The following is a 13,020-nucleotide window of genomic DNA, read 5'->3' as shown; positions in this document are numbered from 1 at the left end:
GTCCGGGGCGCCTGCGCGGACGTCCGGCGGTGTCCGCCGGGGGCAGCGGTTCCTGCCCCCGGTCCGGGACCCGCGGACATGTTTCCGGGTGACGTCCGGGCAGCAGACTCGGGGGCGAATGACCGGCGCAATGCTTGACCAGCCGAAGGAGCGCGTATGCCGTCGTACCTCACCCCGGGCGTGTACGTGGAGGAGGTCCAGTCCGGTGCCCGGCCGATCGAGGGCGTCGGCACGGCCGTCGCCGCGTTCGTCGGCTTCGCCGAGACCGGGCCCTTCCACGAGCCCACACTGGTGACCAACTGGGACCAGTACGTCCAGCGGTTCGGCGGCTTCACCGAGGGCACCTACCTGGCGCACTCGGTGTACGGCTTCTTCGCCAACGGCGGCGGCTCCGCCTACGTGGTGCGGGTCGGCGACCCGGCCCGGCAGGCGCCCGGCGCCGCCCCCGCCGTCACCGCGGCCCCGCCCGTCGAGATCGCCGGGTTCCTCTTCTCCGCCCGGCCGGGCGCGGGCGCCGAGGTGTCCGTCGAGGTCGCCGACCCGGAGGGGGAGAACGTCCCCGAGGACCGCTTCCGGCTGCTGGTGCGCCGGGGCGCGGAGGTCGCCGAGACCTACGACGTCTCGACCCGGAAGAGCACCAAGGGCTACGTCGTCACCCAGCTGCGCGAGTCGAAGCTGGTCGCCGTCGCCGAACAGCCCGGCACCGCGCCGAGCCGCCCCGAGCGCCGCACCCACGCCCTGGCCGCCGCGCCCGCGCCGGCCGCGGCCCCGGTGGGCCGGCTCGACCCCGCCGAGTACGTCGGCGACGCCGCCGCCCGGACCGGCTTCGGCGGCCTGGAGGCGATCGACGAGATCACCATGGTCGCGGTGCCCGACCTGATGAGCGCCTACCAGCGCGGCGACCTCGACGACGAGGGCCTGCGCACCGTCCAGCTGGCGGTGATGTCGCACTGCGAGCAGATGGGCGACCGGATCGCCGTCCTGGACCCGCCGCCCGGCCTCAACGCTCAGCGGATGCGCACCTGGCGCAACGACGAGGCGGGCTTCGACTCCCGCTACGCCGCGCTCTACTACCCGTGGATCAAGGTGTTCGACCCGGCGAGCGGCCGCAACGTGCTGGTCCCGCCGAGCGGGCACGTCGCCGGGGTGTGGGCGCGCAGCGACGCCGAGCGCGGCGTGCACAAGGCGCCCGCCAACGAGGTCATCCGCGGCGCGGTGGACCTGGAGCTGCGCCTGAGCAAGGGCGAGCAGGACCTGCTGAACCCGATCGGCGTCAACTGCGTCCGGGCCTTCCCCGGGCGCGGCATCCGGATCTGGGGCGCGCGCACCCTCTCCTCCGACCCTGCGTGGCGCTACCTGAACGTGCGCCGGCTCTTCAACTACCTGGAGGAGTCCATCCTCCTGGGGACCCAGTGGGTGGTCTTCGAACCCAACGACGACCGGCTGTGGTCCAGCATCCGCCGGAACATCACCGCGTTCCTCACCGAGGAGTGGCGGCGCGGGGCCCTGTTCGGGCAGACCGCGGGCGAGGCCTTCTACGTCAAGTGCGACCGCGACAACAACCCGCCGGAGTCCATCGACCTCGGCCAGGTGATCTGCGAGATCGGCGTAGCCCCGGTGAAGCCCGCGGAGTTCGTGGTGTTCCGGCTGTCCCAGTTCTCCGACAGCACGAGCCTCGTCAACGAGTGACCGGCCCGGTCGGCACCACACCCCTCGGCGCCACTCCTCGGCACCCCTCGCATCGGAAGGTGACACAAACCCATGGCTGAAGGCGATCCGCTCTCCACACATATCTTCGGCGTCCAACTCGGCGGCTACAACGTCGAGTCCGTCAAGGAGATCAGCAACCTGACGGTCGAACAGGACGTCGTCGAGTACAAGCAGGTGACCCAAGAGGGCAAACTGATCGTCCGCAAGCAGCCCGGCGCCCGGCTCCCCGGCGAGGTGACCATCACCCGCGGCCTGGACAAGAGCGGCGCGTTCACGGACTGGATCAAGGAGACCCTCAACAACGGGGCGATCAACACCGCGCGGCAGAACCTCACCATCGAGGTCAAGGACACCACCGGTGCCACCCTGCGGCGCATCCAGCTGACCAACGCCTGGGCGAGCCGCTGGGAGGGACCCACCCTCAGCGCCGGCGAGTCCAGCGCCGCCACCGAGACCGTGACCATCGTGTTCGAGGAGATCTCGGTCGAGTGAGGCGGAAGATCGGCCTGGAGGAGCTGCTGGAACGCGCTCCGGCCCCGCAGAACACCGCGCCGCCGCAGCAGGCCCCGGCGGCAGCGGCGGCGCAGCCCCGGGCGCGGGCGCCGCACACCGAGTTCGAGTTCGAGCTGCCGCTCGGCTACGTCGACGACGAGGGCACCGTGCACCGGCACGGTGCCATGCGCCTGGCCACCGCCCGCGACGAGCTGATGCCGCAGATCGATCTGCGGGTCAAGGAGAACCCGGCGTACCTCAGCGTGGTGCTGCTCAGCCACGTGATCACCAGGCTGGGCGACATCACCGACGTGCACGCCGGGGTCGTCGAGCGGATGTACGCCACCGACGTGGCCTTCCTCCAGGACCTCTACCAGCGGATCAACAGCGAAGGCCACACGCGCGCCGCGGTGACCTGCCCGCACTGCGACGGCGCCTTCGAGGTCGACCTCGCCGGTGGGCGCCTGGGGGAATCGTGACGTACGCGCCTGCTCGGCTGTACGAGGAGATCGCGTACATCGCCTTCCACTTCCACTGGCAGCGGGAGGACATCCTCGACCTGACCCACCGTGAACGCGGGCAGTGGGTCAGGGAGATCGCGCGGCTCAACACCCGCATCAGCGAAGGCGGGTGAGCCGGGTGGGGCTTCGGGACTGGATCGGCCGCCGCAGGGGCGGCGAGGGCGCCGTCAACGGTGCCGCCTCCGGTGCCGCCTCCGATGACACGGAGGCGGCCCGGGGCGCGGGCGAGGCCGCTCGGCGGCGCCCGGCGGCCGGGGACGGGGGCTGGCGCGCGGTCGCGCCGCTGGTCCCGACCCTGGCCGGGCCGGCCCACGGCGTCAGCGACGGCCTGAGGTTCCGCGCCCGGCTCACCGCCTGGCAGGACCCCTCACTCTGCGGTCCGCTCGGCCACGCGGTCCTGCCGACCGCCCCGGTCGGCATCCTGCGGGCGGTGGCGAGGCCGGGCGCCCCGGCCCCCGTCCGCACGGGCGGGGACGAGTTGGTCGTGCCGGTCGTGCCGAGCGAGGCCGGGGCCGAAGAGCCGCCGGAGAACGGGCCGTCGGGCGCGGCGCGGTCGGCGCGTCAGGCGCGTCCGGTCCAGCGGTCCGTCCGGCTGCGCCGGCTTCCGGTGCGGTCCGGGCCGCACCCGGCCCGCGTGGGTGGGGCCGACTCGCGCGCGGCGGCCGAGCGCGCCGACAGCGGTGTACCGAGGCCCGCCGCGGCGACACCCGGCACGGCGGCGCCCGGTGCGTCCGTGCCCGGTGGGTCGAAGTCCGCTGCGGTGCGGGGAAGTTCGCCGAAGCCCGAAGGGTCGCAGGCCGCCAGTGGCCCGCTCGGTGCGGCGACGCCCGAAGCGGCCGCCGCCCCGCGCCCGAACCACTCGGCGGTCCGGGCCGACCGGCCGGTGCGGCCGCGTCCCGTCGGGGCCCCGCTGGTCGTGGCCCGGCGGCCCAGCCTGTTGCCCGCGCGCCCCGTGGCGGCCGTCCCGGGGCAGGTCAGGGCGCCGGCCGCCGTCACCGAACCGGCGAGCCGGGGTGCGGGCGCGCCGCGGCCCGCGGCGACGACGGAAGAGACGGCCGAGGGCACGCGCCGCCCGTCCGCGAGCGGCGCAGCCGCCGAACGGCCGGCGCCCGGCCCGGCCGACAAGCCCGCGTCCACGCGGAACGGACCGACCGACAACCCCGCGTCCACGCGGAACGGGCCGGCCGGCGGCACCCCCGTCCAGCGCGCCGCCGCGCCCGGCACCGCCGCACCCGCCCGTCCGGTTCTCGGCGCGCCGCTGACCGCGCTGCCCGCGAGCGCCACGCCTCTGGCCGTCGACGGCCCCCGGGCCTCTGGTGCCGCCCCGGCCGGGCCGGCCATGCCCGTCGTTCCCGCCGACGCGGGGTCCACCCGCGCTGGGACGGGCGGCTCGGCCGATGCCCGGCCGGCCGGAGGCGGGGGCCGGGACGTCGCCGGTGCCGCCCGACGTACCGCCACGGTCGGCGAGCCCGCCCGCCCGGCACCCGCCCGCCCCGAGCACGGGGGCGCGCCCGTTCAGCGAGCGCGGTCCGGGGCCGGTACGCCCGCACCGTCCTCGTCCCCCGATCGCGCCCTGCCGGGCCGGCCCGCTCCAGCCCCTGTCGGCCGCAGCGGGCCCGCCGAGGGCGCGCCCGTTCAGCGCGCACTGCCCGGGGCCGGTACGCCCGCACCGTCGACTCCGACCCCCGACCGTGCCGCACCGCTCCCGCCCGACCCGACCCCCACCCGTACGCGCGGGGGCCTGGGCGCGCCGCTCGACGCGCTGCCGCCGACGGCGGCCGTGGCCGGGGGCACCGCTCCGCTGCTCGGCGGGCGCCGACCGGTCCGGCGGATCGCGGCCCCGGCGACGGGTGACGCGGCCTCTGCCGCCGCCCCCGCCGCAGTCTCTGCCCCCACCTCGCCGGTGGCCGGTGAGGGGCTGCCCGTGCAGCGCGCCACCCGGAGCCCCGGCGACGGCCCGGCCGAGGCGACGTCCCCCGTCCGGAGCGGTGATGACGGGCGATCGGCCGGTCCGGCCGTCCCGGCCACCCGGAGCATCCCTGCCACCCCGACCATCCCCGCCGGCCCGAGTGCTCCGACCGCCGGTGGCCGCCGGGCGCACCCCGGTGCGGATCGCGGCCTTCGTGGACCGGCGGCCGGACGCCCGGCGCCCTCCGGCGCCCCGCAGGGCACGACGGGTGCCTCCGTCGCGTCGGCCTCCGGCGGCGGACCGGAGCGGCAGCCGGGAGCCGCCGCGCAGCCGACCGGTCCCGGGACGCGCCCGGCGGGCGCCCCGCGCGCCGGCGGCAACGGTCCGGTGGTGCCCGTGACGGTTCCGGCGCGCCGGTCCTCCGGCGGCCTGGGCGTGCAGCGAGCCGTTCGACTCATCGGTCAGCGACGCGGGCTGCTCGGCGACCGCCGGATGACGGTCGCCCTCGCCACTCCGCCGGCACCCTTCGCGCCCGTTGCCGCCGCTCCCTCCGGCGGAGGCGCCGGGTCGGCGCCGACGCCACCCGTGGTCCGGGCCGCCTGGCCCCACGCTCTCGTGTCCCGTCCGAACGGCGAGGTGCCGGCCGCGCCAGTTGCACCGGCCGCTGCCGCTCCGCGCCGCTCGGGTGCTCAGGCGCGCCGCTCGCCGGGCACCGGCGCCGGAGGCGGCGGTGCCGCAGCCGGGGAGCCCGCCTCGCCGGGGAGTGCGGAGCGCCCCTCCACGCCGGGGGCGGCCGCGCCGCGCGGGGTCGTGGCCGCGGTGCAACGGGTGTTCTCCCGGCGCCCGTCGGAACGGCCGGTCCGACGGACGGCGGCCGGGCACCCGGCCGTCGTCGATCACCCGTCAGCGGCCGGAGGCCCGGCGACACCTGCCGCCGTCCCGGCCGCGCCCGCACCGGCGAGCCCACCGCGCGTCCTGCCCGGTCAGCCCCGTGCGGCAGTCCTGAACCCCGGTGTCCCGGTGCCGCCGCGGCCCGGCGCCACGAGCGCGGGCCTCCCGGACGTGCAGCGGTCCGCCACGCCGAGGTCCGGTGGGCACGCGAACCCCGGCGCCCCCGGTTCGCCGTCCGCCACGGCGAGCGCCCCGCGCCCGCCGGTCGTCCGGCTCAGGCCCGTGGCGGGCCCGTCGGTCCAGCGCCTGTCGGCCTCGTCCCGGCCTCCGCAGCCGTCCCCGATGCCGCCACCCGCCGTCGCGGCCCCGGCGGGCACGAGCCGGGCACCGGGCTCGCAGCCCGCCACCGCGCTCGTCGTGGCCCGGGCCCTGCCCGCCGGGCACGCCACCAGCGCCCCGTCCGCCCCGTCCGCCCCGTCCGGCCCGTCGGCCCTGTCCGCCTCGCCCGCGCCGTCCGCACCGCCGTCGCCCGCCACGGCCCGGCTGTTGCAGCGGGTGGCCGAGCAGTCGGGACTGACGGGGGTGCCGCTGACCGCCGTGCCCGCGCGCACACCCACCACGGTGCAGCTCGCCGGGCCGGCCCGAACCGCCACCCCCGGTACCCCGCCCGCCGCGAGTACCCCCGGCAAGGCCCCCGCCGGGCCGGGCGCCGAGCGGCGCGCCGACCCCGCCGACCTCGACGAACTGGCCCGCCGCCTGGTCGAACCGGTCGGCCGGCTGCTGCGCACCGAGGTGCGCAGGGGCCGGGAGCGCAGCGGCAAACCGTACGACATGCGCCGCTGAGCCCGGCCCGGACCGGAGGCGGGACCGCGCGCCGGCCCGCGGAACGGCCAACGCGGGCCGGGGCCGCGGACCAGAGCGTGGACCAGGCGGACGGCCGACAGCAGGCCGCAGCAGCGACGTGACCGGAAGCAGGGAGCAGAGCGATGACCGACACCATCTTCGCGTCCAGTGTGTTCTTCAGCCTGACCATCGGCGGCAACGACCTGGGCGACTTCACCACCTGCTCGGGACTCGGCGCCCAGGTCGAGATCGAGCAGTACGCGGAGGGCGGCAACAACGGCTTCGCCTGGCAGCTGCCGGGCCGCATCACCTGGTCGAACATCACGCTGACCCGCGCGGTCACCGCCGACACCACGAAGATCGCCCGCTGGCTGTCCGAGATCGTCCGCAAGGTCGAGCCGAAGGACGGCGAGATCGTGGCGCTGCGGCCCGACCTGAGCCGGATCGTCGGCTGGCAGGTGCTCGGGATCGTGCCGGTGCGCTGGGAGGGGCCGTCCTTCGATCCCGCCAACTCCCAGGCGGCGATGGAGACCCTGGAGATCGCCCACGCGGGCCTGCGCCCCTCCTGATCCCACCGCCCCTCCTGACCCCACCGCCCATCCGGCTCACCGGGCCGGCCCGGCCCACCCGATCCACGGAACCCACCCCACAGCCCGACCCACGGAAGGAGCACCAGGATGTCCCCGGCGGTCCCCGCCAGCGTCACCCGGGCCCAACTGACCATCATGGAGCCACCGTCCACGGTCGGCGCCCAGCCCGGCGGCACGCTCGCGCAGCTCCGGCTCCAGTTCAACCCGGCGACCCTGGTGCTGAGCAAGACCACCGAGTGGCGGCGCACCCCGTCCCGGATGGCGGGCGAGTCCGCGCTGCCCGAGTTCGTCGGCAGCGGTCCGCGCTCGCTCTCCCTCGACGTGTTCCTGGACTCCACCGCGACCCACGACAACTCGGTGGAGCGGGCGGTGGAGCAGCTGATGACGGCGTGCGTGCCCACCCCGGCCAGCCTGGCGCGCAAGACGCCGGCCAGCCCGTGGATCCGGCTGGACTGGGGCACCCTGAAGACCACGTCGTTCAACGGGGTGCTGACCGGCCTCTCGGTCACCTACTCGCTCTTCGACGTCGACGGGAAGCCGCTGCGGGCGGTCTGCTCGCTGACCATCGACGAGGCGAGCGTCGACCCGGCCGGACAGAACCCGACTTCCGGTTCGCCGGAGGCCCGCAGCACCCACCGGGTGATCGCCGGCGACAGCCTGCCGATGCTCGCCTGGCGGGCCTACGGGGACGCCACCGCCTGGCGCGCCATCGCGGAGGCCAACGACATCGACGATCCGCTGGCGCTGGTCCCCGGCGCGGAGCTGATCGTGCCGGGCATCGAGGAACTCACCCAGAGCCACACCCAGAGCCACACCCAGAGCCATACCCGGAACCAGGAACCCACCCAGGGCGGACGGCCATGACCACTCCCGAGGCCCGCGGCGGCCGCTCCTTCGCCGCCGACCCCGTCGTCGAGGCGCCGGGCCCGCTGCCGCCGATCTGGGTGACCCAACTGGTCTCCTGCGACATCGAGGAGAGCGTCGGCCTGCCCGACACCGCGGTGCTGTCCTTCCGGGACGCCGACCACACCTTCCTCTCCGCCACCGGGATCACCATCGGCACCCCGCTGAAGGTGTCCGTGGTCACCGTGCAGGGCAACACCCGGGCGCGGCTGTTCACCGGCGAGGTGACCGCGCTGGAGCTGGAGGTGGACACCACCGGCTCGTACACCGTGGTGCGGGCCTCGGCGGTCACCCACCGGCTGATGCGCGGGCGCCGGGTGAAGGCCTTCCGGAACATGACCACCGCCGACATCGTCCGCCAGGTCGCCTCGGGCGCGGGCCTGACCTGCGGCACGGTCGACTCCTTCCCCGTCGTCCACCAGCAGCTCTCGCAGGCGAACGTCCCGGACTGGGAGTTCCTCCAGTTCCTGGCCCAGGAGAGCGGCGCCCAGGTGCGGGTGGACGACGACGGGAGGCTGGAGTTCGTCCGGCCCGACCCCGCCTCCGGCGCGCCGGCCCCCTCCACCCCCGCGCCGCAGAACCCGCTGGTGCTGGAGTACGGCCGCAACCTGCTGGAGCTGCGCGGCGTGCTGACCGGCGCCGGGGGAGCGGACACGGTCGAGGCGCGCGGCTGGAACGTCACCACCAAGAGCGCCCTGGTCGCCACCGAGCCGGCGGTGACCTCCCGTACCGTGCAGCCGGGGATGAGCCCCTCGGTGGTGGCCTCCGCCTTTCCCGGCCGGTCCCGGCTGACCGTCGCCGACACCCCGTACCGCACCCAGGCGGAGACCGCCTCGGTGGCCCGGTCGCTGGCCGCCTCGGTGGCGGCCGGCTTCGGCGAGCTGGAGGTGGTCGCCGAGGGCAACCCGCGGCTGCGGGCGGGCACCGCGGTCGCGCTGGGCAACGTCGGCGCCGCCTTCTCCGGCCGCTACACCGCCACCGGGGTGCGCCACCTGCTCGAACCGTTCCGCGGCTACCGCACCACCGTCGTGGTCAGCGCGGCGCCCGACCGCTCGCTGGCCGGGCTGACGAGCGGCGGCAACGCCCCGCCGCGCGGGCCCCGGATGCCCGGCCTGGCCGTCGCCGTGGTCACCGACGTCCGGGAGCCGGGCGGCGGGCAGCGCGGCTGGGTGAAGCTCAAGTTCCCCTGGCTGGACGACACCTACGTCTCCGACTGGGTGCGCACCGTGCAGTGGGGCGGCGCCGGGGGCGGCGGCGTGGTCAGCCCCGAGGTCAACGACGAGGTGCTGGTCGGCTTCGAGCAGGGCGACCTGGACAGCCCGTACGTGCTGGGCGGGCTCTACAACGGCGTGGACCGGCCCTCCCCGCACGACGTGCCGCTGGTCGACGGGGCCTCCGGCAAGGTCAACCGCCGCTCGGTGGTGTCCCGTTCGGGCCACCGGATGGAGCTGCTGGACGTGCCGGGCGGCAAGTCCGGTGTCCACCTGGCGAGCGGTGACGGGAAGTTGGAGGTCAGCCTGGACCAGCAGCGCGGCGAGATCGTGCTGACCGTCCACGGCCTCGGCGGCGCGGCCGGCAGCACGGTACGGCTCTCCTCCTCCGGCATCACCCTGGACGCGGGCACCGGCGCGGTGAACGTGCGCGGCGGATCGGTCACCGTCCGGGGCACGACGTCGGTCACCGTGGACGGTGGCGCCGAGGCGGTGCTCAAGGGGGCCTTCGTCCGGATCAACTGAGCCGCCGATCGACCGGCGACAGACCGACGATCGACTGACGGAACGTCAAGAACCAATGGCAGTATGGCGAGTGCCCGCGAACACCGGGCACCGCAGGAAACGGAGACCGCAGATGCCCCCCGCAGCCCGGACCGGCGACATGACCGACCACGGCGGCGCCCTCACCACCCCGCCGCCGGGCGCCCTCAAGGTGGCGACCGTGCTGATCGGCGGCCGCCCCGCCGCCGTCGTCGGCACCGTCCACGCCTGCGTCGTCCCCCCGCACCTGGCCCTGGGCCCCGGCAACCTGGTGCTGCCCTCCCCGGGCGCGGTGACCAGGGGAGTGGTGCTGATCGGCGGCCTGCCCGCGGCCCGCATGGGCGACAAGACCACCTGCGGCGCCACCGTCACCACCGGCGCGTTCAACGTGCTGATCGGGGGCTGAGCATGAGTGGCAGCTTCATAGGACGCGGCTGGGCCTTCCCGCTGCGGGTGAACGCCACCGGCGGCATCGCCATGGTGGAGCGCGACCGGGAGCTCGCGGAGGCGATCCGGCTGATCCTCGGCACCGCCCCGGGTGAGCGGCCGATGCGCCCCGAGTTCGGCTGCGGCATCCACGAGTACGTCTTCGCCCCGGGCGACAGCACCACCGCCGGGCGGATCGCCCGCGAGGTGCGCATCGCCCTGGAGCGCTGGGAGCCGCGGATCGAGGTCGACGACGTGGTGATCGCCTTCGACAGCGCCGAGGAGGGCACCCTCTACATCGACGTCCACTACACCGTGCGGGCCACCAACGACCGCCGCAACCTGGTGTTCCCCTTCTACACCATCCCGGAGCACCCGGGCGCGGACGCCCTCGACACGGTCGGCGGGGGTGCGCGCTGATGGCCCTGCCCTCCCCGAACCTGGACGACCGCCGCTTCCAGCAACTCGTCGACGAGGCCAAGCGCTACGTCCAGCAGCGCGCCCCGGAGTGGACCGACCACAACGTCTCCGACCCGGGCGTCACCCTGATCGAGACCTTCGCCTACCTGGTGGACCAGCTGCTCTACCGGCTGAACCGGGTCCCGGAGAAGAACTACGCGGCCTTCCTCGACCTGCTCGGCATCCGGCTCTTCCCGCCCGCCGCGGCCCGGGCCGAGGTCGACTTCTGGCTCTCCGCCCCGCAGTCCGAGACGGTCCTGCTGCGGGCCGGCACCGAGGTCTCCACGCTGCGCACCGAGACCGACGACGCGGTGGTCTTCTCCACCGCCGAGGACCTGCCGATCGTCCCCAGCTCGCTGGAGCGGCTGGTCACCGTCTCCGCCTCCGGCGAGCAGTCCGACGGCACGGCCCGGCTGGCCGACGGCGCGGACGTGCCCTGCTTCCAGGCGCGCCCGGCGGCCGGGGACGCCATGCTCTTCGCCCTGCCCGCCGTCGTGCCGCGCTGCATCCTGATCGTCCGGCTGGACAGCCGGGTGGAGGGCGTCGGCGTCGACCCGCGCCAGCCGCCGCTGGCCTGGGAGGTCTGGGACGGCGCGCGCTGGATCGCCTGCGAGACCGGCAGCGACACCACCGGCGGCCTCAACCGGCCCGGCGAGGTGGTCGTCTTCGTGCCCGCCGGGCACACCGCCTCGGTGGTCGCCGGTCGCCGGGCCGGCTGGCTGCGCTGCCGGGTCACCGAGCCGCAGCCGGGCCAGCCGTTCTACTCCGAGTCCCCCACCGTCCGGCGGGCCGAGGTGTTCACGGTCGGCGGCACCGCCACCGCCGTCCACGCGCAGACCGTCACCGACGCGCAGCTCGGCACCTCGGAGGGCGTCGCGGGCCAGCGCTTCCGGCTGGCCCGGCCACCGGTGCTGCTCGACGGGGAGCCCCCGGTGGTCGAGGTCGCGGCCGGCGATGGCTGGGAACGCTGGACGCTCGTCGAGCACTTCGGCGAGTCCTCGCCCGCCGACCGGCACGTGGTGCTGGACGCGACCACCGGCGAGTTCCTCTTCCCGCCCGCGGTCCGGGAACCGGACGGCGGCCTGCGGGCCTTCGGCGCCGTGCCGCCCAAGGGCGCCCGGCTGCGCGTCCCGCGCTACCGCACCGGCGGCGGGATCGCGGGCAACGTCGCCCGCGGCACCGTCACCGTACTGCGCAGCTCCGTCCCGTACATCGCCCGGGTCGACAACCGGGAGGCGGCGCGCGGCGGGGTCGACGGCGAGACCGTGGAGAACGCCAAGGCCCGCGCCCCGCACCAGCTGCGCCTACAGGAACGTGCCGTCACCGCCGGGGACTTCGAGCTGATCGCCCGGCAGGCCGCGCCGTCCGCCGCCCGGATCAGCTGCGTGCCCGCCGGCGGCGGGGAAGCGGGAGCGGTGCGGGTACTGGTGGTCCCCGACGCGGTCGCGGACGAGGGCGACCGGCTGCGCTTCGAGCAGCTGATCCCCGACGAGCAGGTGCTGGCCGCCGTCGCGACCGCCCTCGACGAGCGCCGGCTGATCGGCACCCGGCTGGTCGTCCAGCCCCCCGCCTACCAGGGCGTGACGGTCGTCGCCCGGCTCACCACCCGCTCCGCCGACCCCGACCGGGTCCGCGAGGAGGTGCTCGCCGCGCTGTACCGGTACCTCAACCCGCTGCGCGGCGGCGCCGACGGCGAGGGCTGGCCGTTCGGCCGGGCCGTGCAGTACGGGGAGGTGTTCGCGGTGCTCCAGCGGGTCGCCGCGGTCTCGGGCGTCGAGGAGGTGCGGCTGTTCCCGGCCGACCCGATCACCGGACGCCGCGGCGCGCCCGCCGAGCGGGTCGAGGTCCCGGCGGACGCCCTGGTCTTCTCCCACCAGCACCAGGTCGTGGTCACCCCGGCCGCCGAGGACGGGACGTCATGAGCGAGTGCCGCGCGCCGAGAGTCGGGGGGCGCGGATGAGCCGCGCGGCGGTCCCGGGACTGCCCAGCCCGCATCCGATCGGCGAACTGCTGCCCGCGCTGTTCGCCGACGACGACTTCGCCCAGCGGTTCACGGCCGGCCTGGACACCGTCCTCGCCCCGGTCTTCGCGACCCTGGACAACCTGCCGGCCTACTTCCGACCCGGCCTCGCGCCGGCCGACTTCCTCGACTGGCTGGCCTCCTGGGTCGCGGTGGAGGTGGACCCGGCCTGGCCGGTGGAGGTGCGCCGCGCGGTGGTCGAGCGCGCCGTGGAGCTGCACCGCTGGCGCGGCACCCGCCGCGGCCTCACCGAACGGCTGCGGCTGGTGCTCGGCGCCGGAGCCGAGATCGTCGACGGCGGCGGCGCCTCCTGGTCCACCGACCCGGACGCTCCGTTGCCGCCCGCGCCGGGCGGCGACGTACTGGTCCGGGTCTGGCCGCTGCGCGGACCGGCGCCGGACGAGGACCAGGTGCGGTCCGTCGTGAGGGCGGGCTGTCCGGTCCATCTGACCTGCCGGGTGGAGATCCTGCCCGGCCCACCCGGGCGAACGGAGGGCTGACG

General features: G+C 76.0%; 12 protein-coding genes. All 12 read left to right on the top strand.

Annotated elements, in window-relative coordinates; all coding sequences use genetic code 11:
* Positions 1 to 156: 156 nt before the first annotated feature.
* Positions 157 to 1,689: a phage tail sheath family protein gene (locus ACZ6EM_RS03100; RefSeq protein ID WP_465771487.1), complete on the top strand. Its 1,533-nt coding sequence runs from the start codon at positions 157 to 159 to the stop codon at positions 1,687 to 1,689.
* 72 nt (positions 1,690 to 1,761) lie between these two features.
* Complete coding sequence (locus ACZ6EM_RS03095; protein ID WP_030290301.1) at positions 1,762 to 2,202, top strand: phage tail protein; 441 nt, start codon at positions 1,762 to 1,764, stop codon at positions 2,200 to 2,202.
* Complete coding sequence (locus tag ACZ6EM_RS03090; protein WP_359897850.1) at positions 2,199 to 2,681, top strand: hypothetical protein; 483 nt, start codon at positions 2,199 to 2,201, stop codon at positions 2,679 to 2,681. Before ACZ6EM_RS03095 ends, ACZ6EM_RS03090 begins: the two co-directional genes overlap by 4 nt.
* Positions 2,678 to 2,836, top strand: coding sequence for a DUF6760 family protein (locus ACZ6EM_RS03085; RefSeq protein ID WP_359897849.1), 159 nt, complete (start codon positions 2,678 to 2,680; stop codon positions 2,834 to 2,836). The genes ACZ6EM_RS03090 and ACZ6EM_RS03085 overlap by 4 nt, the downstream gene beginning before the upstream one ends.
* A gap of 3,029 nt (positions 2,837 to 5,865) precedes the next feature.
* Positions 5,866 to 6,366: a hypothetical protein gene (locus ACZ6EM_RS03080; protein ID WP_465771486.1), complete on the top strand. Its 501-nt coding sequence runs from the start codon at positions 5,866 to 5,868 to the stop codon at positions 6,364 to 6,366.
* A gap of 143 nt (positions 6,367 to 6,509) precedes the next feature.
* On the top strand, positions 6,510 to 6,935 hold the full coding sequence (locus ACZ6EM_RS03075) for a phage tail protein (protein ID WP_452181018.1): 426 nt from the start codon (positions 6,510 to 6,512) through the stop codon (positions 6,933 to 6,935).
* Between the two features lie 108 nt (positions 6,936 to 7,043).
* A complete protein-coding gene (locus tag ACZ6EM_RS03070; protein WP_465771485.1) occupies positions 7,044 to 7,820 on the top strand; it encodes a CIS tube protein in 777 nt (258 codons plus the stop codon).
* A complete protein-coding gene (locus tag ACZ6EM_RS03065; RefSeq protein WP_401054929.1) occupies positions 7,817 to 9,595 on the top strand; it encodes a VgrG-related protein in 1,779 nt (592 codons plus the stop codon). Before ACZ6EM_RS03070 ends, ACZ6EM_RS03065 begins: the two co-directional genes overlap by 4 nt.
* A 112-nt stretch (positions 9,596 to 9,707) precedes the next feature.
* Positions 9,708 to 10,019 carry a PAAR domain-containing protein gene (locus ACZ6EM_RS03060; RefSeq protein ID WP_452181020.1) on the top strand — a complete coding sequence of 104 codons (312 nt, stop codon included), beginning with the start codon at positions 9,708 to 9,710 and terminating at the stop codon, positions 10,017 to 10,019.
* Between the two features lie 2 nt (positions 10,020 to 10,021).
* On the top strand, positions 10,022 to 10,459 hold the full coding sequence (locus ACZ6EM_RS03055) for a GPW/gp25 family protein (RefSeq protein ID WP_387684353.1): 438 nt from the start codon (positions 10,022 to 10,024) through the stop codon (positions 10,457 to 10,459).
* Positions 10,459 to 12,420 (top strand): putative baseplate assembly protein, encoded by a 1,962-nt coding sequence (locus ACZ6EM_RS03050; protein ID WP_465771484.1) that lies wholly within the window; start codon positions 10,459 to 10,461, stop codon positions 12,418 to 12,420. Before ACZ6EM_RS03055 ends, ACZ6EM_RS03050 begins: the two co-directional genes overlap by 1 nt.
* Before the next feature lie 34 nt (positions 12,421 to 12,454).
* The gene (locus ACZ6EM_RS03045; RefSeq protein ID WP_387729091.1) at positions 12,455 to 13,018 is read left to right on the top strand and encodes a phage tail protein; all 564 of its coding nucleotides are present in this window, start codon (positions 12,455 to 12,457) and stop codon (positions 13,016 to 13,018) included.
* Positions 13,019 to 13,020 lie beyond the last annotated feature (2 nt).

It is taken from the genome of Kitasatospora sp. NPDC041917 (genome assembly GCF_055589745.1).
Note: the sequence above shows the minus strand (reverse complement) of the source record. Positions and strands in the feature narration are given on the sequence as shown.

Excerpts from the sequence above, each read along its gene's own strand:
- ACZ6EM_RS03100 (WP_465771487.1), top strand. The coding sequence starts at position 157 with ATGCCGTCGTACCTCACCCCGGGCGTGTACGTGGAGGAGGTCCAGTCC.
- ACZ6EM_RS03095 (WP_030290301.1), top strand. The coding sequence starts at position 1,762 with ATGGCTGAAGGCGATCCGCTCTCCACACATATCTTCGGCGTCCAACTC.
- ACZ6EM_RS03080 (WP_465771486.1), top strand. The coding sequence starts at position 5,866 with ATGCCGCCACCCGCCGTCGCGGCCCCGGCGGGCACGAGCCGGGCACCG.
- ACZ6EM_RS03075 (WP_452181018.1), top strand. The coding sequence starts at position 6,510 with ATGACCGACACCATCTTCGCGTCCAGTGTGTTCTTCAGCCTGACCATC.
- ACZ6EM_RS03070 (WP_465771485.1), top strand. The coding sequence starts at position 7,044 with ATGTCCCCGGCGGTCCCCGCCAGCGTCACCCGGGCCCAACTGACCATC.
- ACZ6EM_RS03065 (WP_401054929.1), top strand. The coding sequence starts at position 7,817 with ATGACCACTCCCGAGGCCCGCGGCGGCCGCTCCTTCGCCGCCGACCCC.
- ACZ6EM_RS03060 (WP_452181020.1), top strand. The coding sequence starts at position 9,708 with ATGCCCCCCGCAGCCCGGACCGGCGACATGACCGACCACGGCGGCGCC.
- ACZ6EM_RS03055 (WP_387684353.1), top strand. The coding sequence starts at position 10,022 with ATGAGTGGCAGCTTCATAGGACGCGGCTGGGCCTTCCCGCTGCGGGTG.
- ACZ6EM_RS03050 (WP_465771484.1), top strand. The coding sequence starts at position 10,459 with ATGGCCCTGCCCTCCCCGAACCTGGACGACCGCCGCTTCCAGCAACTC.
- ACZ6EM_RS03045 (WP_387729091.1), top strand. The coding sequence starts at position 12,455 with ATGAGCCGCGCGGCGGTCCCGGGACTGCCCAGCCCGCATCCGATCGGC.